This is a genomic window from Micromonospora sp. WMMB235 (assembly GCF_001855515.1).
GTDB classification, from domain to species: domain Bacteria; phylum Actinomycetota; class Actinomycetes; order Mycobacteriales; family Micromonosporaceae; genus Micromonospora; species Micromonospora aurantiaca.
The window spans coordinates 4,960,473-4,986,445 of sequence record NZ_MDRX01000001.1 but is presented as its reverse complement, the minus strand read 5'-3'; the positions used below and the strand labels follow the sequence as shown (position 1 = coordinate 4,986,445).

Annotated in this window: 24 protein-coding genes; 14 read left to right on the top strand and 10 right to left on the bottom strand. The window is 71.9% G+C overall.

Features of this window, described 5'->3' with window-relative positions; all coding sequences use genetic code 11:
- A complete protein-coding gene (locus BFV98_RS21985; RefSeq protein ID WP_013288769.1) occupies positions 1-1,167 on the top strand; it encodes a glutathionylspermidine synthase family protein in 1,167 nt (388 codons plus the stop codon).
- A 19-nt stretch (positions 1,168-1,186) separates the two neighbouring features.
- Positions 1,187-1,753, top strand: a complete 567-nt coding sequence (locus BFV98_RS21980) for a CGNR zinc finger domain-containing protein (RefSeq protein WP_013288770.1) — start codon at positions 1,187-1,189, stop codon at positions 1,751-1,753.
- 57 nt (positions 1,754-1,810) lie between these two features.
- On the opposite strand, the gene BFV98_RS21975 is transcribed toward BFV98_RS21980, so the two are convergent.
- Together BFV98_RS21975 and BFV98_RS21970 are read right to left on the bottom strand one after the other, a co-directional pair.
- A complete protein-coding gene (locus BFV98_RS21975) occupies positions 1,811-2,617 on the bottom strand; it encodes a sugar phosphate isomerase/epimerase (protein WP_013288771.1) in 807 nt (268 codons plus the stop codon).
- A 75-nt stretch (positions 2,618-2,692) separates the two neighbouring features.
- The gene (locus BFV98_RS21970; protein WP_013288772.1) at positions 2,693-3,637 is read right to left on the bottom strand and encodes a Ppx/GppA phosphatase family protein; all 945 of its coding nucleotides are present in this window, start codon (positions 3,635-3,637) and stop codon (positions 2,693-2,695) included.
- A 74-nt stretch (positions 3,638-3,711) separates the two neighbouring features.
- Between BFV98_RS21970 and BFV98_RS21965 the strand changes: the two genes are divergently transcribed.
- Complete coding sequence (locus BFV98_RS21965) at positions 3,712-4,518, top strand: hypothetical protein (protein WP_041799125.1); 807 nt, start codon at positions 3,712-3,714, stop codon at positions 4,516-4,518.
- Between the two features lie 58 nt (positions 4,519-4,576).
- Here the strand turns inward: BFV98_RS21965 and BFV98_RS21960 are convergent, their stop codons facing one another.
- The 3 genes from BFV98_RS21960 to BFV98_RS21950 form a co-directional block, all read right to left on the bottom strand.
- Entirely contained in the window at positions 4,577-5,149 is a 573-nt protein-coding gene (locus BFV98_RS21960) for a hypothetical protein (RefSeq protein WP_071097644.1), read from the bottom strand.
- Positions 5,150-6,177: 1,028 nt separating this feature from the next.
- Positions 6,178-6,861 carry a response regulator transcription factor gene (locus tag BFV98_RS21955; protein ID WP_030272198.1) on the bottom strand — a complete coding sequence of 228 codons (684 nt, stop codon included), beginning with the start codon at positions 6,859-6,861 and terminating at the stop codon, positions 6,178-6,180.
- A 21-nt stretch (positions 6,862-6,882) separates the two neighbouring features.
- On the bottom strand, positions 6,883-8,175 hold the full coding sequence (locus BFV98_RS21950) for a cell wall metabolism sensor histidine kinase WalK (RefSeq protein ID WP_244879688.1): 1,293 nt from the start codon (positions 8,173-8,175) through the stop codon (positions 6,883-6,885).
- A gap of 201 nt (positions 8,176-8,376) precedes the next feature.
- On the opposite strand from BFV98_RS21950, the gene phoU reads away from it, so the two are divergent.
- Entirely contained in the window at positions 8,377-9,021 is a 645-nt protein-coding gene (phoU, locus tag BFV98_RS21945; RefSeq protein ID WP_013288777.1) for a phosphate signaling complex protein PhoU, read from the top strand.
- Between the two features lie 98 nt (positions 9,022-9,119).
- Here the strand turns inward: phoU and BFV98_RS21940 are convergent, their stop codons facing one another.
- Complete coding sequence (locus tag BFV98_RS21940; protein ID WP_071097642.1) at positions 9,120-9,887, bottom strand: phosphoglyceromutase; 768 nt, start codon at positions 9,885-9,887, stop codon at positions 9,120-9,122.
- Positions 9,888-10,038: 151 nt separating this feature from the next.
- Between BFV98_RS21940 and BFV98_RS21935 the strand changes: the two genes are divergently transcribed.
- Together BFV98_RS21935 and BFV98_RS21930 are read left to right on the top strand one after the other, a co-directional pair.
- Entirely contained in the window at positions 10,039-11,364 is a 1,326-nt protein-coding gene (locus BFV98_RS21935; RefSeq protein WP_071097640.1) for an MFS transporter, read from the top strand.
- Positions 11,365-11,444: 80 nt separating this feature from the next.
- Complete coding sequence (locus tag BFV98_RS21930) at positions 11,445-12,695, top strand: MFS transporter (RefSeq protein ID WP_013288780.1); 1,251 nt, start codon at positions 11,445-11,447, stop codon at positions 12,693-12,695.
- Between the two features lie 390 nt (positions 12,696-13,085).
- On the opposite strand, the gene BFV98_RS21925 is transcribed toward BFV98_RS21930, so the two are convergent.
- The 3 genes from BFV98_RS21925 to mshA all read right to left on the bottom strand — a co-directional run bounded on the left by BFV98_RS21925 (position 13,086) and on the right by mshA (position 16,138).
- Positions 13,086-13,910, bottom strand: a complete 825-nt coding sequence (locus BFV98_RS21925) for a hypothetical protein (RefSeq protein ID WP_369830087.1) — start codon at positions 13,908-13,910, stop codon at positions 13,086-13,088.
- 287 nt (positions 13,911-14,197) lie between these two features.
- On the bottom strand, positions 14,198-14,731 hold the full coding sequence (locus BFV98_RS21920) for a YbjN domain-containing protein (protein WP_013288782.1): 534 nt from the start codon (positions 14,729-14,731) through the stop codon (positions 14,198-14,200).
- A 45-nt stretch (positions 14,732-14,776) separates the two neighbouring features.
- Complete coding sequence (gene mshA, locus BFV98_RS21915; protein WP_071097637.1) at positions 14,777-16,138, bottom strand: D-inositol-3-phosphate glycosyltransferase; 1,362 nt, start codon at positions 16,136-16,138, stop codon at positions 14,777-14,779.
- Positions 16,139-16,309: 171 nt separating this feature from the next.
- Between mshA and BFV98_RS21910 the strand changes: the two genes are divergently transcribed.
- Together BFV98_RS21910 and BFV98_RS21905 are read left to right on the top strand one after the other, a co-directional pair.
- The gene (locus BFV98_RS21910; RefSeq protein WP_013288784.1) at positions 16,310-17,074 is read left to right on the top strand and encodes an SDR family NAD(P)-dependent oxidoreductase; all 765 of its coding nucleotides are present in this window, start codon (positions 16,310-16,312) and stop codon (positions 17,072-17,074) included.
- Positions 17,074-17,856: an SAM-dependent methyltransferase gene (locus BFV98_RS21905; RefSeq protein WP_071097636.1), complete on the top strand. Its 783-nt coding sequence runs from the start codon at positions 17,074-17,076 to the stop codon at positions 17,854-17,856. The genes BFV98_RS21910 and BFV98_RS21905 overlap by 1 nt, the downstream gene beginning before the upstream one ends.
- 331 nt (positions 17,857-18,187) lie before the next feature.
- On the opposite strand, the gene BFV98_RS21900 is transcribed toward BFV98_RS21905, so the two are convergent.
- Positions 18,188-19,279: a UDP-N-acetylmuramate dehydrogenase gene (locus BFV98_RS21900; protein ID WP_071097634.1), complete on the bottom strand. Its 1,092-nt coding sequence runs from the start codon at positions 19,277-19,279 to the stop codon at positions 18,188-18,190.
- 70 nt (positions 19,280-19,349) lie between these two features.
- Between BFV98_RS21900 and BFV98_RS21895 the strand changes: the two genes are divergently transcribed.
- The 6 genes from BFV98_RS21895 (at position 19,350) to BFV98_RS21870 (ending at position 25,870) form a co-directional block, all read left to right on the top strand.
- Entirely contained in the window at positions 19,350-20,105 is a 756-nt protein-coding gene (locus BFV98_RS21895; protein WP_013475131.1) for a maleylpyruvate isomerase family mycothiol-dependent enzyme, read from the top strand.
- A 176-nt stretch (positions 20,106-20,281) separates the two neighbouring features.
- Complete coding sequence (locus BFV98_RS21890) at positions 20,282-21,589, top strand: extracellular solute-binding protein (protein WP_013288788.1); 1,308 nt, start codon at positions 20,282-20,284, stop codon at positions 21,587-21,589.
- A 70-nt stretch (positions 21,590-21,659) separates the two neighbouring features.
- Positions 21,660-22,649, top strand: coding sequence for a carbohydrate ABC transporter permease (locus tag BFV98_RS21885; RefSeq protein ID WP_013288789.1), 990 nt, complete (start codon positions 21,660-21,662; stop codon positions 22,647-22,649).
- Positions 22,646-23,479, top strand: coding sequence for a carbohydrate ABC transporter permease (locus tag BFV98_RS21880; RefSeq protein WP_013288790.1), 834 nt, complete (start codon positions 22,646-22,648; stop codon positions 23,477-23,479). Before BFV98_RS21885 ends, BFV98_RS21880 begins: the two co-directional genes overlap by 4 nt.
- A complete protein-coding gene (locus BFV98_RS21875) occupies positions 23,476-24,843 on the top strand; it encodes a GH1 family beta-glucosidase (RefSeq protein ID WP_013288791.1) in 1,368 nt (455 codons plus the stop codon). The genes BFV98_RS21880 and BFV98_RS21875 overlap by 4 nt, the downstream gene beginning before the upstream one ends.
- A 19-nt stretch (positions 24,844-24,862) precedes the next feature.
- Positions 24,863-25,870, top strand: a complete 1,008-nt coding sequence (locus BFV98_RS21870) for a LacI family DNA-binding transcriptional regulator (RefSeq protein ID WP_013288792.1) — start codon at positions 24,863-24,865, stop codon at positions 25,868-25,870.
- The last annotated feature ends 103 nt before the right edge of the window (positions 25,871-25,973 follow it).

The following is a 25,973-nucleotide window of genomic DNA, read 5'->3' as shown; positions in this document are numbered from 1 at the left end:
GTGCGCCGCGAGGCGAGCACGCCGCGCCCCGGCTGGGACGAGACCATCCGGGCCCAGGGCCTGGTGTACGTGGACACCGAGCTGCCCGACGGCGAGATCATGTCGTACTGGGACGAGACTGCGGCGTACTCCTTCACGCTCGACGAGGTGCTCCGGCTGGAGGAGGCCACGGAGGAGCTGCACCGGATGTCGGTGGCCGCCGCCGAGCACGTGGTGGCCCGCCGCCGGTACGCCGAGTTCGGCATCCCCGAGTGGGCCGCCGAGGCGGTCGCCCGCTCGCTGCGGGAGTCCCCGCCGACGCTCTACGGCCGGTTCGACCTCTGGTACGACGGCAGCGGACCGCCGAAGATGCTGGAGTACAACGCCGACACCCCGACCGCGCTGGTCGAGGCGAGCATCGTGCAGTGGTACTGGCTGGAGCACACCCGCCCGGACGCGGACCAGTGGAACAGCCTGCACGAACGGCTGGTCGGCGCGTGGGCCAAGATCGGCGCCGGCCTGCACGAGCCGAGGGCACACGTGCTCTGGTCCTCCGAGGAGGAGTCGGGCGAGGACCAGATCACCGCCGGTTACCTGGCCGAGACGGCCCGCCAGGCCGGGCTGGACGTGACGCTCATGCCGATCCAGCGGGTCGGCTGGGACGGGCGACGTTTCGTCGACGCCGACGACCGGCCGATCACCACCTGCTTCAAGCTCTACCCCTGGGAGTGGATGCTGGCCGAGCCGTACGGGCGGCCCGCGCTCGACCCGGGCACGCCCACCACCTGGATCGAGCCGGCCTGGAAGCTGCTGCTGTCGAACAAGGCGCTGCTGGCGGTGCTCTGGGAGATGTACCCGGGGCACGACTACCTGCTGCCCGCGTACCTGGACTCGCCGCGCGGCATGACCGAGTACGTGGCCAAGCCGCTGCTCGGTCGGGAGGGCGGCTCGGTACGCATCGTGACCGGCGACACGGAGATCACCAACCCGGGGATCTACGGCGACGAGGGCTTCTGCTTCCAGGAGTTCCGCGCGTTGCCCGAGTTCGAGGGCAACCGGACGGTGCTCGGGAGCTGGATCGTGGACGGCGAGTCGGCCGGTGCCGGGGTCCGTGAGAGCGAGAGCCTCATCACTGACGGTTACGCGCGGTTCCTGCCCCACTACATCGACGCACCGCGTGTGCTCTGAGTCGTCTACCGTTGGTGTCGTGAACTTCGACGCGTACGCCCGGACCGGGGTCGAGCTCGTCAACGCCCGGCTGGACGACCTGGACGGCCTGCGGGCCGTCTTCTCGGACGAGCAGGGCTGGATGCGCGACGAGGTCGCGGAACGGGACCTGGCGATCTTCCGGCGGGCGCAGAAGCGCCTCCGGGATGTCTTCGAGTACGGCACCTCGGGCCGGGACGCCGACGCGGTCTCCGAACTGAACGCGATGCTGGAGGCGTTCCCGGTGCAGCCGCGCATCTCCGGGCACGACTCCTCCGACTGGCACATGCACGTGACCAGCCGGGGCGCGTCGGTCTCCTCCGAATACCTGGCCGGCGCGGTCTGGGGCCTGTCGGTGTGGCTGTGCGAGTACGGCAGCGCCCGCTTCGGGGTCTGCGCCGACGACCGCTGCGGCAACGTCTACCTGGACACCTCGTCCAACTGCTGCCGGCGGTTCTGCTCCGAGCGCTGCGCCACCCGCTCCCACGTGGCAGCGCACCGGGCCCGCAAGCGGGCCGCGGTCGGCGAGCAGGCCGTCCCGGCGCAGCCGCTGTCCCCGGTGAGCTGACCTCCGCAGCGCTCCGGCCGCCCTTGCTCGAACGGCGGCCGGGGCGGCGCGTGCCGGTCAGACGTCGACCGGCGACGGCGCGGTCAGGTTGGCCCGGGCGAACTCCAGCGACTCCCGCAGGTCCGCCTCGCGGACCGCGCGGCTCTTCGCGCCCCGGGTGGTCACCTCCACCGCCACCGAGCCGGTGAACCCCCGCCCGGCGAGCGAGCGGAGCATCTCCGCGCAGGGCTGACCGCCGCGACCGGGCACCAGGTGCTCGTCGCGCCCCTCGCCGGTGCCGTCGCCCAGGTGCACGTGCGCCAGCCCGGAACCCATCCGGTCGGCCATCGCCATCGCGTCGGTGTGCGAGGCCGCGCAGTGCGACAGGTCCAGCGTGTAGGAGGCGTACCCGATCTCGGTCGGATCCCAGCCCGGCGCGTACGGGACGAACTGCCGCCCGGCCATCCGCACCGGATACATGTTCTCCACCCCGAAGTGCAGGCCGCCGAACTGCCCGGCGATCGTGTCGAGCCCGTCGGCGAAGGTGCGCGCGTAGTCACGCTGCCAGGTGAACGGCGGATGCACCACGACAGTGGGCGCCTCCAGCGTCTCGGCCAGCTCGGCGGCCTTGCGCAGCCGCTCCCACGGGTCGGGGCTCCACACCCGCTGGGTGACGAGCAGGCACGGGGCGTGGACCGACAGCACCGGGACGCCGTAGTGCTCGGCGAGGCCGCGCAGCGCGCCCGCGTCCTGGCTGACCGGGTCGGTCCAGACCATCACCTCGATGCCGTCGTAGCCGAGCTCGGCGGCGAGCTGGAACGCCGCCGCGGTCCGTTCGGGAAAGACCGAGGACGTGGACAGGAGCACCGGAACGCGGTAAGTCACACCTCCGAGGGTAGCTCCAACCGCCAGCGAGCATCGGGACGAGCAACCGCAAAGCAACCCAGAGCGCTCGTACTGTCACATCGGCGCGAGCTGATCCAGCCGGCGAAGGATGACGCCCTCCCGCAGCGCCCACGGGCAGATGTCCACGCAGTCCACGTCGAGGCGCCGCATCACCGCCTCCGCCACCACCGCGCCCGCGAGGAGCTGGTGGGCCCGCTGCGCGCTCACCCCCTCCAGCTCGGGCAACTGGGCCGGCGGGATGTGCCTGATGAAGCCCAGCACCTGCCGCAGGCCGGTACGGGTCAGGCTGCGGCGCGCCCACAGACCCGCACCCGAAGGCGCGGCGCCGGCCAGCCGGGCCAGCGTGCGGAACGTCTTCGAGGTGGCCACCGGACGCTCCCAGCCCACCGCTGTCAACTGCTCCACCACCGGGTCGAGCTGCGCGTTCACGTACGCCCGCAGTTCCTCCACGGCCTCGGCCGACGGCGGCGCCGTGCCCGCCGGATCGACGGCGAGCCGCTCCCGGCTGAGCCGTCCCGCGCCGAGCGGCAGCGAGATCGCCACGTCCGGGTGCTCGTCGATGCCGGCGGCCAGTTCCAGCGAGCCGCCGCCGATGTCCATCGCCAGCAGCCGCCCTGCGGACCAGCCGAACCACCGCCGCACCGCCAGGAACGTCATCCGCGCCTCGTCCGCGCCGGAGAGCACCTCCAGGCGTACGCCCGTCTCGTCGCGGACGCGCGCCAGCACGTCGGCGGCGTTCGTGGCGTCGCGGACCGCACTCGTCGCGAACGCCAGCAGATCCTCGGCGCCCAGCCCGTCAGCCGCCGCCCGGGCCATGCCGACCGCCTTGACCAGGCCGTCCGCGCCGCCGCCGGTGAGCGCGCCGTCCGGCCCGATCTGCTCGGCCAGCCGCAGCACCACCTTCTCCGAGTGCGCCGGCCAGGGATGCGCGCCGTGGTGGGCGTCGACCACCAGCAGGTGCACCGTGTTGGAACCGACGTCGAGGACACCCAGTCGCATGGGGAAGACCCTAGGGCCAACACGTTTCGTCGGCTCGGCGGCCGGGCGGGGTCACCGCGCGTACGCTGGTCCGAGTGACAGGGCAGATCGAGCTTCACGTGCTGGTGGACGACCCCGAGGACCCGCGCAGCCGCGAGGTCGGGCTGGACTTCCCACGGGAGTGGATCGAGTTCGTCGACCCGGCCGACGCGAAGCACGTCGTCCGCGCCGACCTGACCTGGTTGCTGTCCCGCTGGACGTGCATCTTCGGTCAGGGCTGCCACGGCATCATCGCCGGGCGCGCCGCCGACGGGTGCTGCTCGCACGGCGCGTTCTTCACCGACTCCGACGACGAGAAGCGGGTCCGGGCAGCGGTGAAGCGGCTGACGCCGGAGACGTGGCAGCACTTCCGGCGAGGGTTCAAGAACTGGACCGAGAACGACACCGTCGACGGCAAGACGCCGGCCCGGCGTACCGCCACCCGCGACGTCGACGCCCCCTGCGTGTTCCTCAACGACGCCGACTTCCCCGGTGGGGGCGGCTGCGCGCTGCACGCCCAGGCGCTGCGCGACGGCGTGCACCCGCTGGAGTACAAGCCGGACGTCTGCTGGCAGTTGCCGGTACGCCGCGACCAGGAGTGGCACAAGCGGCCGGACAACACCAAGGTGCTGATCTCCACGCTGGCCGAGTTCGACAGGCGCGGCTGGGGCGCCGGCGGGCACGACCTCGACTGGTGGTGCACGTCCTCCACCGACGCGCACGTCGGCGCCGAGCCGATGTACGTCTCGTACGGGCCGGAGCTGACCGCGCTGATCGGTGCGCCCGCGTACGCGAAGCTGGCCGAACTCTGCGCCGCCCGGCAGCGCCAGGGTCAGATCGCCCCGCACCCCGCAAGCGACTGAAGGCCGGCACCCCGTTGGTTCGGGGTGCCGGCCTTCAGCTTGGTCTCACTTGTTGGTCTTAGCTGTTCCAGTGCTGGGCGACGAGGTCGGCGGCCTGCTGCTCCCACTGGGCGTAGTGGTCCGGGTAGGCCGACACCTGGACGGTCTGGGCGGCCTTGGTCAGCGGCATGTCCTGCCAGCCGTCGACCTGCTTCAGACCCTTCAGGAACGCCGTCGTGGAGTACTCGGGGTCGGTGATCTGCTCCACCGTGCCCCAACCACTGGACGGGCGCTGCTGGAACAGGCCCTGCGAGTCGTGGTCGTTACGGTCACCGAGGTGGCCGAGGTTCTCCAGCTTCGACTCCTGCAACGCCGTGGCGATCGACACGACCGCGGCACGCTCGTCCATACCGGCCTTCTTCGTCGCCGCGATGATCGCCTTCACGTTGGCGGTCTGCTCGTCGTTGAGGTCGATACGGGACTGCTCACCCTGCACACCGTGCGGGATCAGCTTGTCACCCTGCACGCTCACACTGACCGGCTTGGTGTGGGTGGTGTCCGCCGCGTGCGCAGCCACCGGACCGGCGAACACGCCACCGGTGAAAGCCAGACCAGCAACACCCAGAATGCTCTTACGCAGAATCGTGTTCATCAGAAGTGCTCCATTCGGGGGTCGACACACCCCGCGGGGGAACGGGGATGCGTGGGCACCGTCAGGCGCTCAAAAAGACTGGGGGGATCCGGCTGCTCGCGAGGGCAGGGGGATGCCTCGTCGCGGCGCCGGAACACTGTTCAACGACCCGCCACCCGCCACCATTCCCGGAGGCTCAACACGCCACCAGAAAGCGGCGCGGGTTCACGTCGTCGGAACCGTGTCCAACGACCAGCCGGCCAGGATGATTCCCCGCGGCTCACGTCGCCGGAACCTCACTCAACGACCAGCCGCCCCGGGGTGATTCCCAAGGCCTTGCAGATGCCACCCCACTCGCGGGGCGAGCCTCGCTCGGTCGTTCACCCGGTTACAACGCCACCCACCCGCCCGCGATTCCACCCCCAGAGTGCCACCCACCACCCCCGAACCGGACACCCCTCCCGAACCGGCACGAAACTCCCGCGCCCCGCACCTCGCCGCACCCCCGGAGCCCTCCCATCAGCACCACCTGCACCCCCAGCACCGCCAGCACCACTCCACCGGGAGTCGGGATCAGGCGCCGAGCCCAGCGCGATGATCGCCCGGGGGGCGCCCCGCACGGCAGCCGCCACCCTGCCGCCCGACAAGACACGAGGTTCACGCGCTCGGCCCCACCGTCGATCATGAGGTTAGCGGCGACAAAACGGACACCGATCACCGCCAAGTTCATGATCGACGCGCCCCCGAGGCCGGCTCGGGGCGGGGGTGAAGCGCCGGGCGGCTCGCCTGCGCGATCTTGCAGTTCGAGCCCTTCAGGTGTCCCATTCACGTGGTTTGCCGGGTACCTAAGTGCAAGATCGGCGGGTGGGGCCCCGGGGGGTGGGCAGGTCCTGCCCGGGGATCGGCGGGAGCTGGCCACCGTCCCGCGCCGACCCGGCGATCTTGGAGTTGTGGTGCCTCGCGAAGCGCGCCAAAGCGGGCATGTCGTGGCGCCACAACTCCAAGATCGGCGACGGGTGGCGGGATAGGGCGGCCGAGGGGAGGGGGGATCAGGGCTCGAACTTGTAGCCCAGGCCCCGGACCGTGACGATGTAGCGCGGGGCGGACGGCTCCGGCTCGATCTTGGAGCGCAGCCGCTTCACGTGCACGTCCAGCGTCTTGGTGTCGCCCACGTAGTCGGCACCCCAGACCCGGTCGATCAACTGACCCCGGGTGAGCACCCGCCCGGCGTTGCGCAGCAGCAGCTCCAGCAGCTCGAACTCCTTGAGCGGGAGCTGCACCCCAGCGCCGCCGACCGTCACCACGTGCCGTTCGATGTCCATCCGGACCGGGCCGGCGGCGAGCGTCGGCGCGCCCGTCTCGTTCGACTCGGCGCTCTGCCGGCGCAGCACCGCCCGGATGCGGGCGACCAGTTCGCGCGGCGAGTACGGCTTGGTCACGTAGTCGTCGGCGCCGATCTCCAGGCCGACCACCTTGTCGATCTCGCTGTCCCGCGCGGTGACCATGATGATCGGCACGTGCGAGCGCTGGCGGAGCTGCCGGCAGACCTCGGTACCGGACATCTCCGGCAGCATCAGGTCGAGCAGCACGATGTCGGCGCCGGTCCGGTCGAACTCGGTGAGGGCGGCGGGGCCCGTCGCGGCGACGGAGACCTCGAACCCCTCCTTGCGGAGCATGTAGGACAGGGCGTCGGAGAACGACTCCTCGTCCTCGACCACCAGTACGCGGCTCAACGGGTGTTTCCTTTCCTGTGGTCAGACCTGCCGGAGCTCGGCCGGGCCGGCCTCGATCCCAGCGGAGGCGAGTGTCGCCTCCAGGTCGTCCGGGGGGCGTGCGGGCAGCCGGAGAGTGAACGTCGACCCCCCACCAAGGGTGCTCGACACGTCCACCCGGCCGCCATGGTTGCTGGCGATGTGTTTGACGATGGCCAGGCCCAGGCCGGTGCCACCGGTGGACCGGGAGCGGGCCTGGTCGGCCCGGTAGAAGCGCTCGAAGATCCGGTCGACCTCGTTCGGGGCGATGCCGATGCCCTGGTCAGCCACGGCGATCTCGACGTGTTCCTCGGTGCCGGTGACTGTCACCCGGACCGTGGTGTCCTCGCCGGAGTAGTTGATCGCGTTCTCCACCAGGTTCGCCACAGCGGTGGCGAGTTGGCTGTCACTCCCGTACACGGTCAGGCCCCGCTGCCCACCCACGGCGATCTCCACCCGGCGCGCGGTGGCCGCGGTGCGGGTCCGGTCGACGACCTCGGCGAGCACCCAGTCCACCGAGACCGGCTCGGGCGCGGGCTGCGGTTCGGCGCCCTGGAGGCGGGTCAGTTCCAGCAGCTCCTGCACGAGGCGGCCGAGCCGGGTCGACTCGTGCTGGATCCGCTCGGCGAACCGCCGCGCGGCGACCAGGTCCTCGGACAGGTCGGGCGCGCCGTCGGCGGCCGGTTCGGTGGCGTCGACGAGCGCCTCGGCGAGCAGTTGCAGCGCACCGATCGGCGTCTTCAGCTCGTGGCTGACGTTCGCGACGAAGTCCCGGCGTACCCGCGCGAGACGGTGCGACTCGGTGACGTCGACCGCCTCGATCGAGATGTAGCCGGAGCCCAGTCCCATCGCCCGCAGGTGCACACCGAGCGGGTTGTCCCCGCCGCTGTCGCGGCCCCGGGGCAGGTCCAGCTCTATCTCGCGCCGCACGCCCGTGCGGCGGACCTGCCCGGCGAGGGTACGGATCAACGGGTGCGCCGCGATCGACCCCGGCGTCGCCCCGGTACGGAGCAGTCCCATCGCCCGGGCGGCGGGGTTCACCAGCACCGGAACGTCGTCCGGGCCGAGCACCACCACGCCTGCGCGCAGCGAGTCGATCGTCTTGCGGCCGAGCCCGGATAGGCCCCCCTGCTGGTCGTCCGGAATGGTCGTCCTCCCTGCGTCACGACGGAGGAGCCCGCCGCCCCGCGACGCCCGGCGGCGCCGCCATTCGTCAACGGGTCCGGACAGCAGCGCCCCGGCGACCAGTCCGGTCACCAGTGCTCCGGCCACCACGACGGCCACCGCCCATTCCACCCGGCGATCGTAGGGTCATTGTTAACCCGGGTATCGGGCACAAAGGGACGAACCACTCTCGCTTTCGGCAAAGTTCACCTGTGTGCCCCGCGTCGTTCATCCGCGTTCACCCTGGTGCCGACCGTTCGGCCTAGCGTGGGGCGCGCACCTGCTCCTGCCGTACCCCCTCGGGGTGGCGGCCACCGACCCCAGGAAGTGACGATGCGCGACGAGTTCCGGGCCGACCTGCAGATTGTCAGCCAGTTGCTGGTGGACATGGCCGAGGCGGTACGCGCGGCCATGCGGCAGGCCACCAAGGCGCTGCTCACCGCCGACCGGACGGCCGCCGAGACGGTGATCGCGCGGGACGCCGAGATCGACGACCTCTACCGGCACGTGGAGGAGCGGGTCTGTGACCTGCTGGCCCGGCAGGCGCCTGTCGCCTCCGACCTGCGGGCGATGATCACCGCGTTGCACGTGGCAGCCGATCTGGAACGGATGGGCGACCTGGCCGACCACGTGGCGAAGACGGCGCTGCGCCGCCACCCGTCCCCGGCGGTGCCGGCCGAGTTGCGGCCGGTCTTCACCGACATGGCCGGAATCGCCGACCGGATGGCCGAGAAGATCGGCTCGGTGCTGGCCAAGCCGGACGCCGACGTGGCCGCCGAACTGGACAGCGACGACGACGCGATGGACGACCTGCACAAGAGCCTGTTCGGCGTGCTGCTCGGCGACGACTGGCCGTACGGGGTGGAGACGGCGATCGACGCGACGCTGCTGGGTCGCTTCTACGAGCGTTTCGCCGACCACGCGGTGAACGCGGGCGAGCACGTCGTCTACCTGATCACCGGTTCCACATCCGCCTGACCCTGTGCAAGGAAGGGCCCCTTATTAACACTCAGTGTTAATAAGGGGCCCTTCCTCTACCGCAGACGTTAAAAAGGGGCCCTTCCTTACACCCAGGCTCAGCGGCCCTGGTTGGCGACCGCGGCGGCGGCAGCCTTCGCCGCGTCCGGGTCCAGGTACGTCCCGCCGAGCACCTGCGGCCGCAGGTTGGCGTCCAGGTCGTAGCGCAGCGGGATGCCGGTGGGGATGTTCAGCTTGGCGATCGCGTCGTCGGAGATCTGGTCGAGGTGCTTGACCAGGGCGCGCAGCGAGTTGCCGTGCGCGGCCACCAGCACCGTCCGGCCGGCCAGGATGTCCGGCACGATCGAGTCGTACCAGTAGGGCAGCATCCGGTCGACGACGTCCTTCAGGCACTCGGTGCGCGGCATCAGCTCGGTCGGCAGCAGCGCGTACCGGGGGTCGCCGACCTGCGACCACTCGTCCGCGTCGTCGATCGGCGGCGGCGGCGTGTCGTACGAGCGGCGCCAGAGCATGAACTGCTCCTCGCCGTACTCGTCGAGGGTCTGCTTCTTGTCCTTGCCCTGCAGGGCGCCGTAGTGGCGTTCGTTGAGCCGCCACGACCGGCGTACCGCGATCCAGTGCCGGTCGGCGGCGTTCAGCGCCAGCTCGGCGGTGCGGATGGCTCGGCGCATCAGGCTCGTGTGCACCACGTCCGGCAGCAGGTCGTGCTCGCGCAGCAGCTCGCCGCCGCGCCGCGCCTCGGTCTCCCCCTTGGTGGTCAGGTCGACGTCGACCCAGCCGGTGAAGAGGTTCTTGGCGTTCCAGTCGCTCTCGCCGTGCCGCAGCAGGACCAGCGTCCCGACGGTGGGCCCCTCGCTCGCAGTCATGCCGATCATCCTGCCGTACGGCGCGGGCGGACACGCGGCGACCTGTGGTGACGACCACCACGTGGAAAACCTGATGACCACGGCTCCGGGCCGGCACTAGGTTGTAAGGCGTCTTAAAGAGGTCGGTCATTACCAAGCGGGGGGCGTCGGGATGCGGACGGTACGGGGCTGGTTCCAGGACACAGCCGGTGGCCTGCCACGGACGTTCTGGTACCTCTGGGCCGGCACGCTGATCAACCGGCTCGGCTCGTTCGTCCTGATCTTCCTGGCCATCTACCTGACCCAGGAACGCGGCTTCTCCGCCTCCCAGGCCGGACTGGTGATCGGCCTCTGGGGCGCCGGCGGCGCGGTCGGCACCACCATCGGCGGCACCCTGACCGACCGCTGGGGACGGCGGCCCACGCTGCTCACCGCGCACGTCGGCGCGGCGGGCATGATGATCGCGCTCGGCTTCGCCCGCCCGCTCTGGGCGGTCGCAGTCGGCGCGCTGCTGCTCGGCGCGTTCGCCGAGGCGGCCCGCCCCGCCTTCGGCGCCATGATGGTCGACGTCGTGCCGGACAAGGACCGGCTGCGCGCCTTCTCGCTGAACTACTGGGCCATCAACCTCGGCTTCGCCTGCGCCGCAGTGCTCGCCGGCTTCGCCGCCCAGGGCAGCTACCTGCTGCTGTTCCTGGTGAACGCGACCACCACACTCGTGACCGCGCTGATCATCTTCGCCAAGGTCGGCGAAACCCGCGGCCCGGTCACCGCTCTCCCGGTCAAGGGGATGCCGGCGCCGGCGGGGGCGCTGCGCACCATCCTCGCCGACCGGGTGTTCCTCGGCTTCGTCGCGCTCAACCTGCTCGCCGCGCTGGTGTTCCTCCAGCACATCTCGATGCTGCCGATCGCGATGGGCGACTCCGGGCTCAGCCCGGCCACGTACGGCTCGGTGATCGCACTGAACGGCGTGCTCATCGTGGTCGGCCAGCTGTTCGTACCCCGGCTCATCAAGGGCCGCAGCCGCTCGCACGTGCTGGCCCTCGCGGCGCTGGTGATGGGCGCCGGGTTCGGGCTCACCGCGTTCGCCGACACGGTCTGGCTCTACGGCCTGACCGTGCTGATCTGGACCGTCGGCGAGATGCTCAACTCGCCGTCCAACGCCACCCTGATCGCCGAGCTGTCCCCGGCCGCGCTGCGCGGGCGCTACCAGGGCGTCTTCTCGCTGTCCTGGCAGCTCGCCGGCGCCGCCGCGCCGATCCTGGGCGGCCTGGTCCGGGAGAACGCCGGCAACAGCACGCTCTGGCTCGGCTGCGCGGGCATCGGCGTCGTGGCGGCGGTCGCCCACCTGATCTCCGGCCCGGCCCGGGAGCGCCGCGCGGTCGCGCTGCGCGCCGTGGGCACGCCCGTCACGCCGGTCACCGTCACCGCCTCCCCGGCGCCCGAGTCGGCCGAGGCCGCTGCGACCGCACCCGCCGCGCCGGTCCGGGCCGGTTCCTGAGTACGCCCCGACGCGGCCGCCCGAAGGCGGGTGGATACGGTACGGGAAGGAATCGGTAAGGAAACTTTCCTGGAGGACGGGTGCGCGGCCTGCGGCGCTGGTGGGACGACACAGCCGGCGGACTACCAGCCACGTTCTGGTACCTCTGGTCCGGTCTGCTGATCAACCGGGCGGGCGCGTTCGCGCTGCTGTTCCTGTCGCTCTACCTGACCGCCGCGCGGGGTGCCCCGCCGTCGCTGGCCGGGCTGGTGGTCGGCGCGTACGGGATCGGCGGCGCGGCCGGGACGCTGCTCGGCGGCGTACTGGCCGACCGGTGGGGACGGCGGGCCACGCTGCTCGCCGCCCACCTCGCCGCCGCCGGGCTGATGGCGGCGCTGGCGTTCAGCACGCACCTGGCGGTGATCGCCGCACTCGCCACGCTGGTCGGAGTGGCGCACTCGATGCCCAGCCCGGCGTTCGTGGCCGCCATCGTGGACGTGGTACCCGAGGCGCGCCGCTCCCGCGCGTTCAACCTGCAGTTCTGGGCGTTCAACCTGGGCATGGCGGTGGCCTCGCTGCTGGCCGGCATCCTCGCCGAGGCGAGCTTCACCGCGCTGTTCCTGGTCGACGCCGGAGCCACGCTGGCCGCGGCGGTGGTGATCGCGCTGAAGGTGCCGGAGACGCTCACCCGGCGGCCCGCGCTCACGCCACGGGCGGTGGTGGGACGCCGTCCCGGGCTGCACACCGCGCTGACCGACCGCACGTTCCTGGTGTTCGTCGGGCTGACGTTCCTGCTGGCCGTGCTGACCATGCAGACCTCCACGATCATGCCGCTGGCGATGCGCGAGGACGGCCTGCGCCCGTCGGCGTACGGGCTGGTGGTGGCGCTCGGCGGGGCGCTCATCGTGGCCGGGCAGTTGTTCGTGCCCCGGCTCATCGAGCCGTACCGAAAGTCGAGCGTGCTGGCCGTCTCCACCGGCCTGATGGCGCTCGGGTTCGGCGCGCTCACAGTGGCCGACGGGCTGCCGCTCTACCTCGGCGCGGCGGTGGTCTGGACGGTCGGGCAGATGCTCGCCGCGCCGCCGAACGCGCAGATCAACGCGGACCTCGCGCCACCCGACCTGCGCGCCCGTTACCAGTCGGTGTTCTACCTGACGTTCCCGGCCGCGTCGTTCGTGGCGCCGGCGCTCGGCGGGCTCAGCCTGGAACACCTGGGCGAGCGGCACTGGCTGGTGGTGGGCGCGCTCGGCCTGCTCGCCGCCGCCGGGCACCTGCTCGCCGGACCGCGCCGGGAGCGGCGGGTCGCCGCGCTGCGGGCAGCGGCGGCGAAACCGGTCGAATCCGTTCGCTGAGGGCTGCTGAGGGCTCGGGGAGACAACGGCAGAGCGCCCACCTCGACCCCCGTCGAGATGGGCGCTCGTACCGTACGCCCGGCGGCGGCGGGCGACACTCACCCCCGTAAGCGTCGCCCGCTCGCGCCGCCGGTTCCACGGGTGGCACCGTCCCCCAACGGCGTGCTCCACCCGATCTTCGCGTCTCGCCTGCGCGGATCTGATCGATCCACCGCTCCCCCGAACGTAAACAAGCGTGACGCGGTGCAATAAAGTTAGTTCGCCCGGATTCCGGATTCAACCCAGATCGCTGTCTTGCCCGTCACAGCGCCCGTGTCGGAAACCCGGCTGTCCGTGTTGTCGTCCCTGGAATGGCAAACACCGGGTTCCCGTCGGCCATTCCCGCAAACCTCAGCCGTCCTCGCGATTCGGGTTCTCGGTCCGGAAGAAGTTGCTCTGCCGGCCGTCCCGCATCTGCTCCTGGTAGATCAGGTTCAGCCGCCGCAGGTCGAACGTGCGGAACCAGTCGTTCCAGGTGATCTCGCGGATCCGGCTGCTCTCCCGGTACCCGGGGATGTTGAACGTCAGCACCCCGGGCCGGCCCTCGCGCTCGGTACCCGCGATGGTGGCGGGCTTCGCACCCCGCGCCCTCGCCCAGCGCTGGATCACCTCGTGGTTACGGGTGACCAGGCTCCGGCCCGGACGCTCCGGCCGGTCCGCGAGGGACGTGATGAGCTGCGACGATCCGATCGACCGGCTGGACGCCGGCCCACGGGTCGGCGCCGCCTGCGCCCGGGCGGACGACGTCTTCCGAGCCGGCGCCGCCTTGGCCCGCGACGGGGCCGCCTTCGCGCGAGCCGGAGCCGCCTTCGCCCGAGCCGGAGCGGCCTTCGCCCGAGCCGGAGCCGCCTTCGCGCGAGCCGGGGCGGCCTTGGCACGCGCCGGAGCCGCCTTGGCCCGAGCCGGCGTCGCCTTCGCGCGGGACGAGGCCGTCTTCGCGCGGGACGAGGTCGCCTTCGCTCGGGCGGGCGCCGCCTTGCGCGTACCCGTCGCCTTGGCCCTGGCGCCGGTGGCGCGTGCGGCCGGCGCGGCCTTCGCCGGCGACGTGGCGCTGCGGCGGGCCGACGTGGTCCGCTTCGCCGCAGTGGTCTTCTTGGCGGCGGTGCTCTTGCGGGTCGCCGACGGCCGGCCGGCCGGGCCGGTGCCCCGCCGGGCGGCGCCGCCCTCCCCGCGCATGGTCCGCGCCAGGGTCTTCACCAGTTCCGGCTTCCGCAGCGCGGAGATCCCCGAGACCCCGCGCCGCTTGAGCTGGCTGCGGAGGTCGTCGACCTTCATCCGGGAGATCGCCGACTCCGACACCCTCGGGGTGTTCGGCGTCTGATTGCCGGTTTGCCGCTTGGTCCGGGTCGCAGTCGTGCCGCGACCTGAGCTGTTGCGCTGAGCCATGGGACACGCTCCTCGACAGTCCGTCCTCGGCCCGCGGTGGGTCCCAGTGCTCCGCACCGCGCGGGGCGGCATACCCGTCAGGAGGGCTCCGAACCTCCGGCGGACGATCCGGCAGTGGCGGAGGGCTCGAAGAGGTGCGCGAACGCGGCCAGGTTGGCTGTCGACTCACCGCGCTTGACCCGCCACTCCCACTCCCGGCGGATGGCGGTGCCGAAGCCGATCTCCAGCATGCTGTCGAACGACTCGTCGGCGTACGTCAGCACGGAACCGAGCAGCCGGTCCAGCTCGTCGGCGTCGATCCCGGCCAGGTTGACCCGCCCGGTCAGGTAGACGTCGCCGACCGAGTCGATGGAGAACGAGACGCCGTACATGCGGGCGTTGCGCTGGAGCAGCCAGGCCCACAGCTCCTCGCGGCGCTCGTCGGGCTGCCGCATCACGAACGCCTCGACCCGCAGCGCGTGCTCACCCACGATCAGGTTGCAGATCGTCTTGAGCTTGTGCGTGCCGGGCAGCGTCACCGCGTACGACGCCTCGCCGGTGGACTCCCACTCCAGCTCACGCTCCGCGCAGACGGACTCGATCAGCGCGGCGACCTCACTCCTGCGGCTCATCGCACCCACTCTACGACCGGCGTACCGGGGCCGCCGGGTGGCGGATCACCAGGAACACAGCAGGGCCGGGTCGCCGCACCGCCGCGCCAGCCGGGCCCGGTGCTCGGTGATCGCCTCCCCGTAGACCGCGAGCAGGCCGGAGGCGGTGCGGTGCCAGGAGAAGTCCCGGGCGTGCCGCTCGGCGCCGCGGCCCAGCGCGGCACGGCGTACCGGATCGGGCAGCAGGCGGGCCAGCGCGCGGGCCCAGTCGACCGGGTCGTGCCCGTCGATGAGCATGCCGCTGACGCCGTCGCGTACCGCGGTCACCAGGCCGCCCACGGCGGCGGCCAGCACCGGCGTGCCGCACGCCTGGGCCTCCAGCGCGACCAGCCCGAACGACTCGTTGTGCGACGGCACCGCGACCAGGTCCGCGGCCCGGTAGAGGGCGGGCAGGTCCGCGCCGGTCTGCGGCGGGAGGAAACGCACCCGGTCGGCGATGCCGAGCGCGTGCGCGAGTTCGATCAGCGCGGTGGGCCGGTCCAGGCCGGTGCCGCTCGGACCGCCGCAGATCACCACGGTCAGCTCGCCGGCCAGCGCCGGATCCCGTTCGCGCAGCGCGGCGGCGGCGCGGACCAGCACGTCCGGCGCCTTCAGCGGCTGGATCCGGCCGACGAACGCGACCACGTACCCGTCGGTCGGCAGGCCGAGCCGGCGGCGAGCGGCCCGGGTCGCGGCGTCCCGGTCGCCCGCGGCGGGACGGAACCGGTCCAGGTCGACGCCGGGCTCCACGACCGCCACCCGGTCCGGCTCGGCCGCGTACCGGTCGAGCAGGTCGCGGGCCTCGACCCGGGTGTTGGCGACCAGCCGGTCCGCCTCGGTGACCACCTGCTCCTCGCCGATCACCCGGGCCTTCGGCTCGGGACGGTCCCCTGCGGCGAGGCGGGCGTTCTTGACCTTGGCGAGCGTGTGCGCGGTGTGCACCAGCGGTACGCCCCAGCGCTCCTTGGCCAGCCAGCCGACCTGACCGGAGAGCCAGTAGTGCGAGTGGATCAGGTCGTAGTGGCCCGGCGGGCGGGCCGCCTCGGCACGCAGCACCCCGGCAGTGAAGGCGCAGAGCTGACCCGGCAGTTCCTCCTTGGTCAGCCCTTCCAGCGGTCCGGCGGTGACGTGCCGGACGGATACGCCGGGTGCCACCTCGACCACCGGGGGCAGGTCACCGGCGGTGGCACGGGTGAAGATCTCCACCTCGACGTCGGCCTCGGCCAGCCGCCGGGCAACCTCCAGGATGTAGACGTTCATGCCGCCCGCGTCACCCGTGCCGGGCTGGTGCAGCGGCGACGTGTGCACCGACAGGGTGGCGATACGGCGGGGCCGCGGCCACGGAAGGGCACCTCGCTGACGACCGACACCGGTGTGCAAATCCGCCACGTCCGCTCCCTCTGTCACGGTTGATGCCGTCCCGCACGACCGGCGCTTCTCGGTCAACCCGTGTGCCGGATGTCATCTTCCCCATCGGGGTACGGAAATGCTTTCCGCCGGGTCCCGGGCGTGACGGACCTCATCCCGCCGCCCGGCCCGGCGACGGGAGACAATGACCGGATGACTTCAGTCGCCATCGTCACCGGGGCGTCCAGCGGGATCGGCGCGGCCACCGCCCGCCGGCTCGCCGCCGAGGGATTCCACGTGCTGGCCGCCGCCCGGCGTACCGACCGGCTGGCCGCGCTCGTGGCGGAGATCGAGGCGGCCGGCGGCGCGGCGACAGCGGTGGCCTGCGACGTGACCTCGGACGAGTCGGTGGCCGGCCTGGCCGCCGCCGCCGAGGCCGCACCCGGGCCGGTCACGCTGCTGGTGAACAACGCCGGCGGCGCCCGCGGCCTGGACCCGGTCGAGACGGCCGACGTGGGCGACTGGCAATGGATGTACGACGTCAACGTGCTCGGCACGCTACGCGTCACGAAGGCGCTGCTCCCGGCGCTGGAGCGCTCCGGCGCCGGCACGATCGTGATCGTCAGCTCCACCGCCGGGCACGTGGTCTACGAGGGCGGCGGCGGCTACACGGCCGCCAAGCACGCCCAGACCGCCATCGCCGGCACGCTCCGGCTCGAACTGTGCGGCCGCCCGGTCCGGGTGATCGAGATCGACCCCGGCATGGTGAAGACCGAGGAGTTCGGCCTGGTGCGCTTCGGCGGTGACACCGACCGGGCCGAGGCGGTCTACGCCGGAGTCGCCGAACCGCTCGTTGCGGACGACGTGGCCGACTGCGTCGCCTGGTGCGCGACCCGCCCGCACCACGTCAACATCGACCAGCTCGTGGTCCGCCCGCTGGCCCAGGCCGCGCAGCACAAGGTGCACCGGACGTCCTAATGGAGCGTCCGCTCGGCGTGGCCACCCGGGGCACGACGAACCCCAACCGGCTCCGGCGGGTGGACAACTGGATCGTCGAGACCTGCGGCGACGCGCTGCGCGCCGCCGCCGACCCGCTCGTGGTGGACCTGGGCTACGGCGCCACCCCGGTCACACCCGTCGAACTGCGGGCCCGTCTCGCGGCCGGGGTCCGCGCCGACGTGCGGGTGGTCGGCCTGGAGATCGATCCGGTACGCGTCGCCGCCGCCCGCCCCGCCGCCGACCCACCCGGGCTGACGTTCGCCAGGGGCGGCTTCGAGCTGGCCGGACTGCGTCCCGCGCTGGTGCGGGCGTTCAACGTGCTCCGCCAGTACGACGAGAGCGAGGTGGCCGACGCCTGGCACACGGTCACCGGGCGGCTCGCGCCGGGCGGGCTGCTGGTCGAGGGCACCTGCGACGAACTGGGGCGGCTCGGCTCCTGGGTGCTGCTCGACGCCACCGGCCCGCGCACGCTCACGCTGTCGGCGAAGCTGACCACGCTGGAGAGCCCTGCCACGCTCGCCGAACGGCTGCCGAAGGCGCTGATCCACCGCAACGTTCCGGGTGAACGCGTCCACGACCTGATCGAGGCGCTGGAACAGGCGTGGCGCTCGGCCGCCGGCTACGCCCCGTTCGGTCCTCGGCAACGATGGCTGCGGACGGTCGAGGCGGTGAAGGAGTCAGGCTGGCCGGTCCGGGGCAACCCCCGCACGTGGCGCCACGGCTACCTGACGCTCCCCTGGCCCGCCGTAGCCCCCCGCTGACCGCACCGCACCCGCGCTAGTCGCCCGCCGCGCCCCCTGGCCGCTGGCAGTTAGCCGTCGATCTTGGAGTTGTGGCGCCTCGAATGCCCACTAAGCGCATTTCGCGAGGTACCACAACTCCAAGATCGACGACACCCACCCTTCCGCGAAGCCCCGCTCTCGGCGAGCCCCGCCGAGCCCTCTCACGGCGCGTTGATCTTGCACTTGCCGCCCCGGTAAAACGGGTCGAAACGCCTGCCTCGAGGGCCGGGAGTGCAAGATCGCGGGGGTGAGGCGGGCGGGGCCGCGCGAGGGTGTGCGGGGGTGAGGCGGGGCAGGGGCGAAAGCGGGGTCAGATGGTGCAGTTGATGAGGACTGGCTCGGGGTGGAGGGTCACGGCGAAGCGGGACTGGACGCCGTCGCGGATCTCGCGGGCCAGCGCCACCAGCGCGGCCGTACTGGCGGTGCCGGAACGGTTCGTGAGCGCCAGCGTGTGCTTGCTGGAGATGGCGACGCCCTCCGGGCCCGCGTACCCCTTGCCGAACCCGGCCTTGTCGATCAGCCACGCCGCGCTGACCTTCACCGCCCCGTCGGCGCCCGGCCAGTTCGGCGGCTCCCCCAGGTCGGCAGCGCGTTCCCGTACCTGCTCGAACGCCTCGCCCGGCAGCACCGGGTTGGTGAAGAACGAGCCCACCGACCAGGTGTCCGGGTCGGCCGCGTCCAGCACCATGCCCTTGCCGGCGCGCAGTTTCCGTACGGTGGCGCGGGCGTCGGCGAGCGGCACCCGGTCGCCCACCTCGACGCCGAGCGCCCGGGCCAGTTCGGCGTAGCGGACCGGGCCGGACAGCGGGGACCGGGTGAGCCGGAAGTCGACGGTGAGCACCACCCAGCGGTCGCTGTACTTGAAGATGCTGCCCCGGTAGACGAACCCGCAGTCGGCCGCCAGGATCCGGACCACCCGGCGCTCCGTCCGGTCGTACGCCTCGACTGCGACGATCGTCTCGGCGACCTCCTGGCCGTACGCGCCGACGTTCTGGATCGGGGTCGCGCCGGCCGACCCGGGGATGCCGGAGAGGCACTCCAGCCCGGACCAGCCGCGCTCGACGGTGGCGGCGACGAGGTCGTCCCACGGCTCGCCGGCTTCGACACGTACCGTGACGGTGTCGCCGTCCTCGGCGACGGTCCGGAACCCCCGGGAGCGGACGAGCACGACGGTGCCGGGGAAGCCCTGGTCGCCGATCACGACGTTGCTACCGCCCGCCAGCACCAGCACGGCCTGCTCCCGGGCTTCCGCTTCCTGCACCTTCAGTACGATCTGGGCGGCGTCGCCGGCGATCTCCAGCCGCCCGGCGGGGCCACCGAGCCGGAGCGTGGTGTAGCGCGCCAGGGTGGCCGGATCGGTCGGGTCACCGGCAGTCGCCGGTTCGGCGTAGACGTCTGACACGCCTTTCACCCTAGGCTGAGGGGTAGCCGGAGCACCCACTGGTGGCCCGGTCACCCCCGGGAGGATGGCGATGAGCAGACTGCACCACACGAAGGACTTCTGGATCGGCGCGCTGCGCACGGAGGGCCCCGCCTTCGCCGCGGCGGTGGCTGAGGCGCCGCCCGAGACACCCGTGCTGTCCTGTCCCGGCTGGACCGTCACCGATCTCGCTCATCACCTGACCCGCGCGTACGCCTGGGCAGGCACCGTGCTGACCGCGGGCATCGCGACCCGCCCGGAGCGGCACGACCCGGAGCCCCCGGCGGGCCTGACCGCGGCGCAGTGGTTCACGCAGGAGTACGAGCGGATCAGCGCACTGCTGGAGGCGACGGACCCGGAAGCGCCGGCCTGGAACTTCGCGCCGCAGCCGAAGAAGGCGGTCTTCTGGCCACGCCGGCTGGCGCACGAGACGGCTGTGCACCGCTGGGACGCCCAGCTCGCGATCGGTGCGGGTGATCCGATCGAGGCGAAGCTCGCGGCCGACGGGGTGAGCGAGGTGCTGGACACCTGGCTGCCGGCGGGACGGCGGATGCATGCCGGGCAGTGGCGCGGCGTGGTTCAGCTGAACGCGACCGATGCCGCGCAGGAGTGGTACCTGCGGTTGCGGGGTGAGGGGGTCGCGCTGCTGGACACCGCGACGATCCTCGACCACGACGACCACCGCGCGCGGGCGCAGGTGGCCGGCACGGCGAGCGATCTGCTGCTGGCGCTGATGGGCCGGATCAGCTTCGACGCGCTGGACGTGGCGGGCGACCGTTCCCTGCTGGGCGGCCTACGGGTCGGCTGACGACGGGCACCGGACGGAGAGGGGCGACGATCGCCCCTCTCCTTCTTTTCGGACACCTCTGAGAGCGCTCTCTTGACAAGGTCCACGACCCTCCACCACGCTGTCGTGAGAGCGCTCTCTAAGTTCCGGAACCGCCTTCCACCACCCGTTTCGACGACCCGAGAGGTCAGGACAGCATGCTCACCTTCACGCGCCGCCGCCTGGCGGCGGTGGCCCTGGTGGCCGCCACCGCACTGCTCGGCACCACCGCCTGCGGCGGCGGCGACGATGCCGCCGCCGACGGGCCGATAACGCTCACCGTCGACGTCTTCGGCCAGTTCGGTTACGCCGACCTCTACCAGGAGTACATGGCCAGCCACCCCGGCGTGAAGATCGTCGAGCGGGGCACCGGCGGCAACCTCGACGAGTACTCCCCGAAGCTCACCCAGTGGCTCGCCGCGGGCAAGGGCGCCGGTGACGTGGTGGCCATCGAGGAGGGCCTGCTCGTCGAGTACAAGGCCAACCCGCAGAACTTCGTCAACCTGCTCGACCACGGCGCGGCCGACCTGAAGGGCAACTTCCTCGACTGGAAGTGGAACCAGGGGCTCACCGCCGACGGCAAGCAGCTCATCGGCCTCGGCACCGACGTCGGCGGCATGGCGATGTGCTACCGCAAGGACCTGTTCGCCAAGGCCGGCCTGCCCACCGACCGCGACGCGGTGTCCAAGCTCTGGCCCACCTGGCAGGACTACATCAAGGTCGGCGAGCAGTTCACCGCGAAGAAGACGGGCGCCTCGTTCCTGGACGCCGCGACGAACACGTTCAACACGATCCTGCTCCAGACCGCCGGCAACAGCAGCGGCTACAGCTACTACGACACCGGCAACAACCTCGTCGTGGGCAGCAACCCGGCGGTGAAGCAGGCGTACGACACCACGATGGACATCATCGACTCGGGGCTGTCCGGCAAGTACGGCTCCTGGTCCGAGGAGTGGGTGTCGGCGTTCAAGCAGTCGAAGTTCGCCACCATCGCCTGCCCGGCCTGGATGACCGGCGTGATCGAGGGCAACGCCGGCGCCGCCGCCAAGGGCAAGTGGGACATCGCCCAGATCCCCGGCAACGGCGGCAACTGGGGCGGCTCGTTCCTCGCCGTGCCGAAGCAGAGCAAGCACCAGGCCGAGGCGATCGAACTGGCCAAGTTCCTGACCAGCGCCAAGGGTCAGATCGGCGCGTTCAAGGCGAAGGGCCCGCTGCCCTCGTCCCCGCAGGCGCTGGAGGATCCGGCGATCATCGACTCGAAGAACGCCTACTTCTCCGAGGCACCGGTCGGGAAGATCTTCGCCGAGGGCGCCAAGAGCCTGAAGCCGGTCTACATGGGACCGAAGAACCAGGCCGTACGCACCGAGGTCGAGAACGCCGTCCGCAGCGTGGAGCTGGGCAAGCGCTCCCCGGAGCAGGGCTGGACCGACGCGGTCGCCAACGCCGAGAAGGCCGCCGCCAAGTAACCCGAGCAGCGCGTGCGGGCGGCCACCCGGCCACGGGGGCCGCCCGCACGGCGGAAAGGAGTCCCGGGTCATGGCCGTCCAGCTCGACGCCCGCCCGCCGGTCGCACCGGCACCCCGCCCCACCCGTCCCGGCCTGGGCAACCGGCTCAGCCGGATCGACACCAAGTACTCGCCGTACCTGTTCATCGCCCCGTTCTTCCTGCTGTTCGGCGTCTTCGGGGCGTACCCGCTGGCGTACACGTTCTGGGTCTCGCTGCACGACTGGGACCTGCTCGGCGCCGAGCACCCGTTCATCGGCTTCGACAACTACACCCAGCTGCTCGCCGACTCGGACTTCTGGCACTCGGTCGTCAACACGCTGGGCATCTTCGTGATCTCCACGGTCCCCCAGCTGCTCGCAGCGCTCTGGCTGGCCAACCTGCTCAACCGGCAGCTGCGCGCCCGTACCACCTGGCGGATGGCGGTGCTGATCCCGAACGTCACGTCGACCGCCGCCGTGGCGATCGTGTTCGCGGTGCTGTTCGGCCGCGAGTTCGGCATGATCAACTGGCTGCTCGACCACGTCGGGATCAACGCGATCGACTGGAAGGCGAACCGGTTCGCCGCCTGGGTCGCCATCTCCACGATGGTCGACTGGCGCTGGACCGGCTACAACGCGCTGATCTTCCTGGCCGCCATGCAGGCCATCCCCCGCGACCTGTACGAGTCGGCGGCGATCGACGGCGCCGGCCGGGCCCGGCAGTTCTGGTCCATCACGGTGCCGCTGCTCAAGCCGACGATCATCTTCGCGGTCATCATCTCCACCATCGGCGGCCTCCAGCTCTTCACCGAGCCGCGGATGTTCAACTCCGGCACCAACGCGATCCGCGGCGGGCCGCTGCGGGAGTCGCAGACGGTGACCATGTACATGTTCGAGAACGCCTTCGCGCCGCACTACAACTTCGGCTACGGCTCGGCAGTCGCCTGGCTGCTGTTCGCGCTCATCGCTGTGGTCGCGGCGATCAACGTCCTGCTCCTGCGCCGGCTCGGCGGCGGCTCCCGCAAGGAGGTCTCCCGATGACCCGCCTCTGGTCGGCAAGCCGGCTCACCTACCTGGCGCTGACGCTCTCGGCCATCCTGTCGATCTTCCCGATCTACTGGATGTTCGTGGTGGCCAGCCGGACCAGCGACACGATGGGGCAGGTGCCGCCGCCGCTCACGCCCGGCGGCAACCTCGGCGCCAACATCGCCCGGCTGTTCGACAACACCGACGCGTACTTCCTGACCGGCCTGATCAACTCGGCGATCGTGGCCACCACCGTCACGATCTCGGTGGTGTTCTTCTCCACGCTGGCCGGGTTCGCGTTCGCCAAGCTGCGCTTCCGCGGGCGCAACGCGCTGCTGCTGGTCATCGTCGCCACCATGATGGTCCCCACCCAGCTCGGCGTGATCCCGCTCTACCTGCTGATGACGAAGCTGAACTGGAACGACCGGCTGCCCGCCGTGATCGTGCCGGCGCTGGTGACCGGCTTCGGCGTATTCATGATGCGCCAGTACGCGGGCCAGGCGGTCAGCACCGAGCTGATCGAGGCGGCCCGGATGGACGGCTGCAACACCGCGCGGATCTACTGGAACGTGGTGCTGCCCGCGCTGCGCCCGGCCGCCGCCGTCCTCGGCCTGCTCACGTTCATGACCACCTGGAACGACTTCCTGTGGCCGTACGCGGTGCTGAACGACCCGGAGAACCCGACGGTGCAGCTGTCGCTGCGGGCCCTCTCCGACGGGTACTACCAGGACATGTCGCAGGTGTTCACCGGCACGGCCATCGCCACGCTGCCGCTGCTGCTGGTGTTCGTCGTCTTCGGCCGCCAGATCATCGGCGGCATCATGGAAGGTGCGGTCAAGGCATGAGCAACGTCCGATTCCCGGAGGGCTTCGTCTGGGGCGGGGCCACCGCCGCGTACCAGATCGAGGGCGCCGCACGCGAGGACGGTCGCGGCCCGTCGATCTGGGACACCTTCAGCCGTACGCCGGGCGCGGTGTTTCAGGGCCACACCGGCGACGTGGCGTGCGACCACTACCACCGGTACGCCGAGGACGTCGCGCTGATGGCCGACCTGGGGCTGCGGGCGTACCGGTTCTCGGTGTCCTGGCCCCGCGTGCGGCCGGACGGCACCGGCCCGGTCGAGCCGCGCGGGCTCGACTTCTACGACCGGCTGACCGACGCGCTGCTGGACGCCGGCCTCGACCCGATCGTCACGCTCTACCACTGGGACCTGCCGCAGGCGCTGGAGGACCGGGGCGGCTGGACCGTCCGGGAGACCGCCGAGCACTTCGCCGAGTACGCGCTCGCCGTGCACGGCCGTCTCGGCGACCGGGTGCGCACCTGGACCACGCTCAACGAGCCGTGGTGCTCGGCCTACCTGGGGTACGGCTCGGGCGTGCACGCGCCGGGGCGCCGCGACGCCGGTGACGCGTTCCGGGCCGTACACCATCTGCTGCTCGGCCACGGCCTGGCGGCGCGGGCGCTGCGCGCGGCAGGCGCGGAGACGCTCGGGATCACGCTCAACCTGGCCGACGTGCAACCGGCGGACGCGGGCAGCGCCGCTGACGCCGAGGCGGTCCGGCTGGTCGACGGCCTGCACAACCGGATCTTCCTGGACCCGCTCACCGGCGGCGGCTACCCGGCGGACGTGCTGGCCCACGTCAGCCGGATCGTCGCGCCGGACTTCGTCCGGGACGGGGACGAGAAGCTGATCGCCGCGCCGCTGGACCTGCTCGGCCTGAACTACTACGCGCCCACCTACGTGGCCGGGCGGGCGGACGGCACGGGAGGTGCCGCGTACCCGGGCACCGCCGGGGCGGTCGAGTTCCTGCCGCCGGCCGGGCCGCTGACCGAGATGGGCTGGTCGATCGAGCCGGCCGGGCTGGCCCGGCTGCTGGAACGCGTCGCGGCCGACTATCCCGGGCTACCGTTGATGATCACCGAGAACGGCGGGGCGTTCCCCGACACCGACCTCGACGAGCAGGGCGGGGTGGCCGACGCCGACCGGGTCGCCTACCTCGACGGGCACCTGCGCGCGGCGCACGAAGCCATCGCCCGCGGCGTGGACCTGCGTGGTTATCTCGTATGGTCGGTGCTGGACAACTTCGAATGGGCCGAGGGTTACCGGAAGCGGTTCGGGATCGTCCACGTCGACTACCTGACCCAGCGGCGCACACCCAAGCGCAGTGCCCGCTGGTACCAGGAGGTGATCGCCCGGAACGGGCTGTGACGAGGTGGTGGTTACGGGGATGACGACGGCACAGCGACCGACCCTGGAGGCGGTGGCCCGGCTGGCCGGCGTGTCCCGGGCCACCGTCTCCCGGGTGGTGAACGGCTCGACCACAGTCGCCGAGCCGATCCGGCAGGCGGTACGCCGGGCGGTCGAGGAACTCGGGTACGTCCCGAACCTCGCCGCCCGCAGCCTGGTCACCCAGCGGACCGACTCGGTCGCGCTGGTGATGCCCGAGGCGGCCACCCGGGTCTTCTCCGACGACCAGGTGTTCCCGGGCATCATCCGGGGCGCGGCACAGGAGCTGGAGGCGGCGGACAAGCAGCTCGTGCTGATGCTCGCCGGTTCGCCGGCCGGGCACGAACGGGTCGAGCGGTACACCACCGGGCGGCACGTCGACGGGGTGCTGTTCGCCTCGCTGCACGGCGAGGACCCGCTGCCCGGCCGGCTGGCCCGCCTCGGCATCCCGGTGGTGTGCAGCGGCCGGCCGCTCGACGGCGCCGACGTGCCGTACGTGGACGTGGACCACGAGGGCGGCGTGAGCACCGCGGTCCGGCACCTGATCGCGAGCGGTCGGCGGCGGATCGCCACCATCGCCGGCCCGCAGGACATGGTCGCCGGGATCGAACGGCTGATCGGCTACCGCACCGCGATCACCGAGGCCGGGCTGCCGGAGCTGGTCGCGTACGGCGACTTCACCCGGGAGTCCGGCACCGCCGCGATGCGCGAGCTGCTCGCCGCCGACCCGGAGCTGGACGCCGTGTTCGCCGCCTCCGACCTGATGGCGCACGCCGCCCTGCGCACGCTGCGGGAGGCCGGGCGGCGGGTGCCCGAGGACGTGGCGGTGATCGGGTTCGACGACATCGAGACGGCCGCCTACACCGAGCCGCCGCTGACCACCGTGCGGCAGCCGATAGTGGAGCTGGGCCGGTCGATGACCCGGCAACTGCTGCGCATCGCCGCGGGCGAGGAGGTCGAGCAGGCGCTGGTGCTGCCGACCGAGCTGGTGCTACGCGAGTCCGCGTAAGGAAGGGCCCCCTCTTAACGCCTCAGGTAGAGGAGGGGGCCCTTCTTAACAGCCCGCCGGGCGACCCGCCCGCCGCGCGTTAACCGGTCGCGGCGCGGGCGGC

Coding starts and splice junctions, on each gene's coding strand:
- BFV98_RS21970 (WP_013288772.1), bottom strand. CDS start 3,637: ATGCGACTGGGTGTCCTCGACGTCGGTTCCAACACGGTGCACCTGCTG.
- BFV98_RS21960 (WP_071097644.1), bottom strand. CDS start 5,149: ATGAACACGATTCTGCGTAAGAGCATTCTGGGTGTTGCTGGTCTGGCT.
- phoU (WP_013288777.1), top strand. CDS start 8,377: ATGCGCGACGAGTTCCGGGCCGACCTGCAGATTGTCAGCCAGTTGCTG.
- BFV98_RS21940 (WP_071097642.1), bottom strand. CDS start 9,887: ATGACTGCGAGCGAGGGGCCCACCGTCGGGACGCTGGTCCTGCTGCGG.
- BFV98_RS21935 (WP_071097640.1), top strand. CDS start 10,039: ATGCGGACGGTACGGGGCTGGTTCCAGGACACAGCCGGTGGCCTGCCA.
- BFV98_RS21925 (WP_369830087.1), bottom strand. CDS start 13,910: ATGCGCGGGGAGGGCGGCGCCGCCCGGCGGGGCACCGGCCCGGCCGGC.
- BFV98_RS21920 (WP_013288782.1), bottom strand. CDS start 14,731: ATGAGCCGCAGGAGTGAGGTCGCCGCGCTGATCGAGTCCGTCTGCGCG.
- BFV98_RS21910 (WP_013288784.1), top strand. CDS start 16,310: ATGACTTCAGTCGCCATCGTCACCGGGGCGTCCAGCGGGATCGGCGCG.
- BFV98_RS21905 (WP_071097636.1), top strand. CDS start 17,074: ATGGAGCGTCCGCTCGGCGTGGCCACCCGGGGCACGACGAACCCCAAC.
- BFV98_RS21895 (WP_013475131.1), top strand. CDS start 19,350: ATGAGCAGACTGCACCACACGAAGGACTTCTGGATCGGCGCGCTGCGC.
- BFV98_RS21890 (WP_013288788.1), top strand. CDS start 20,282: ATGCTCACCTTCACGCGCCGCCGCCTGGCGGCGGTGGCCCTGGTGGCC.
- BFV98_RS21885 (WP_013288789.1), top strand. CDS start 21,660: ATGGCCGTCCAGCTCGACGCCCGCCCGCCGGTCGCACCGGCACCCCGC.
- BFV98_RS21880 (WP_013288790.1), top strand. CDS start 22,646: ATGACCCGCCTCTGGTCGGCAAGCCGGCTCACCTACCTGGCGCTGACG.
- BFV98_RS21875 (WP_013288791.1), top strand. CDS start 23,476: ATGAGCAACGTCCGATTCCCGGAGGGCTTCGTCTGGGGCGGGGCCACC.
- BFV98_RS21870 (WP_013288792.1), top strand. CDS start 24,863: ATGACGACGGCACAGCGACCGACCCTGGAGGCGGTGGCCCGGCTGGCC.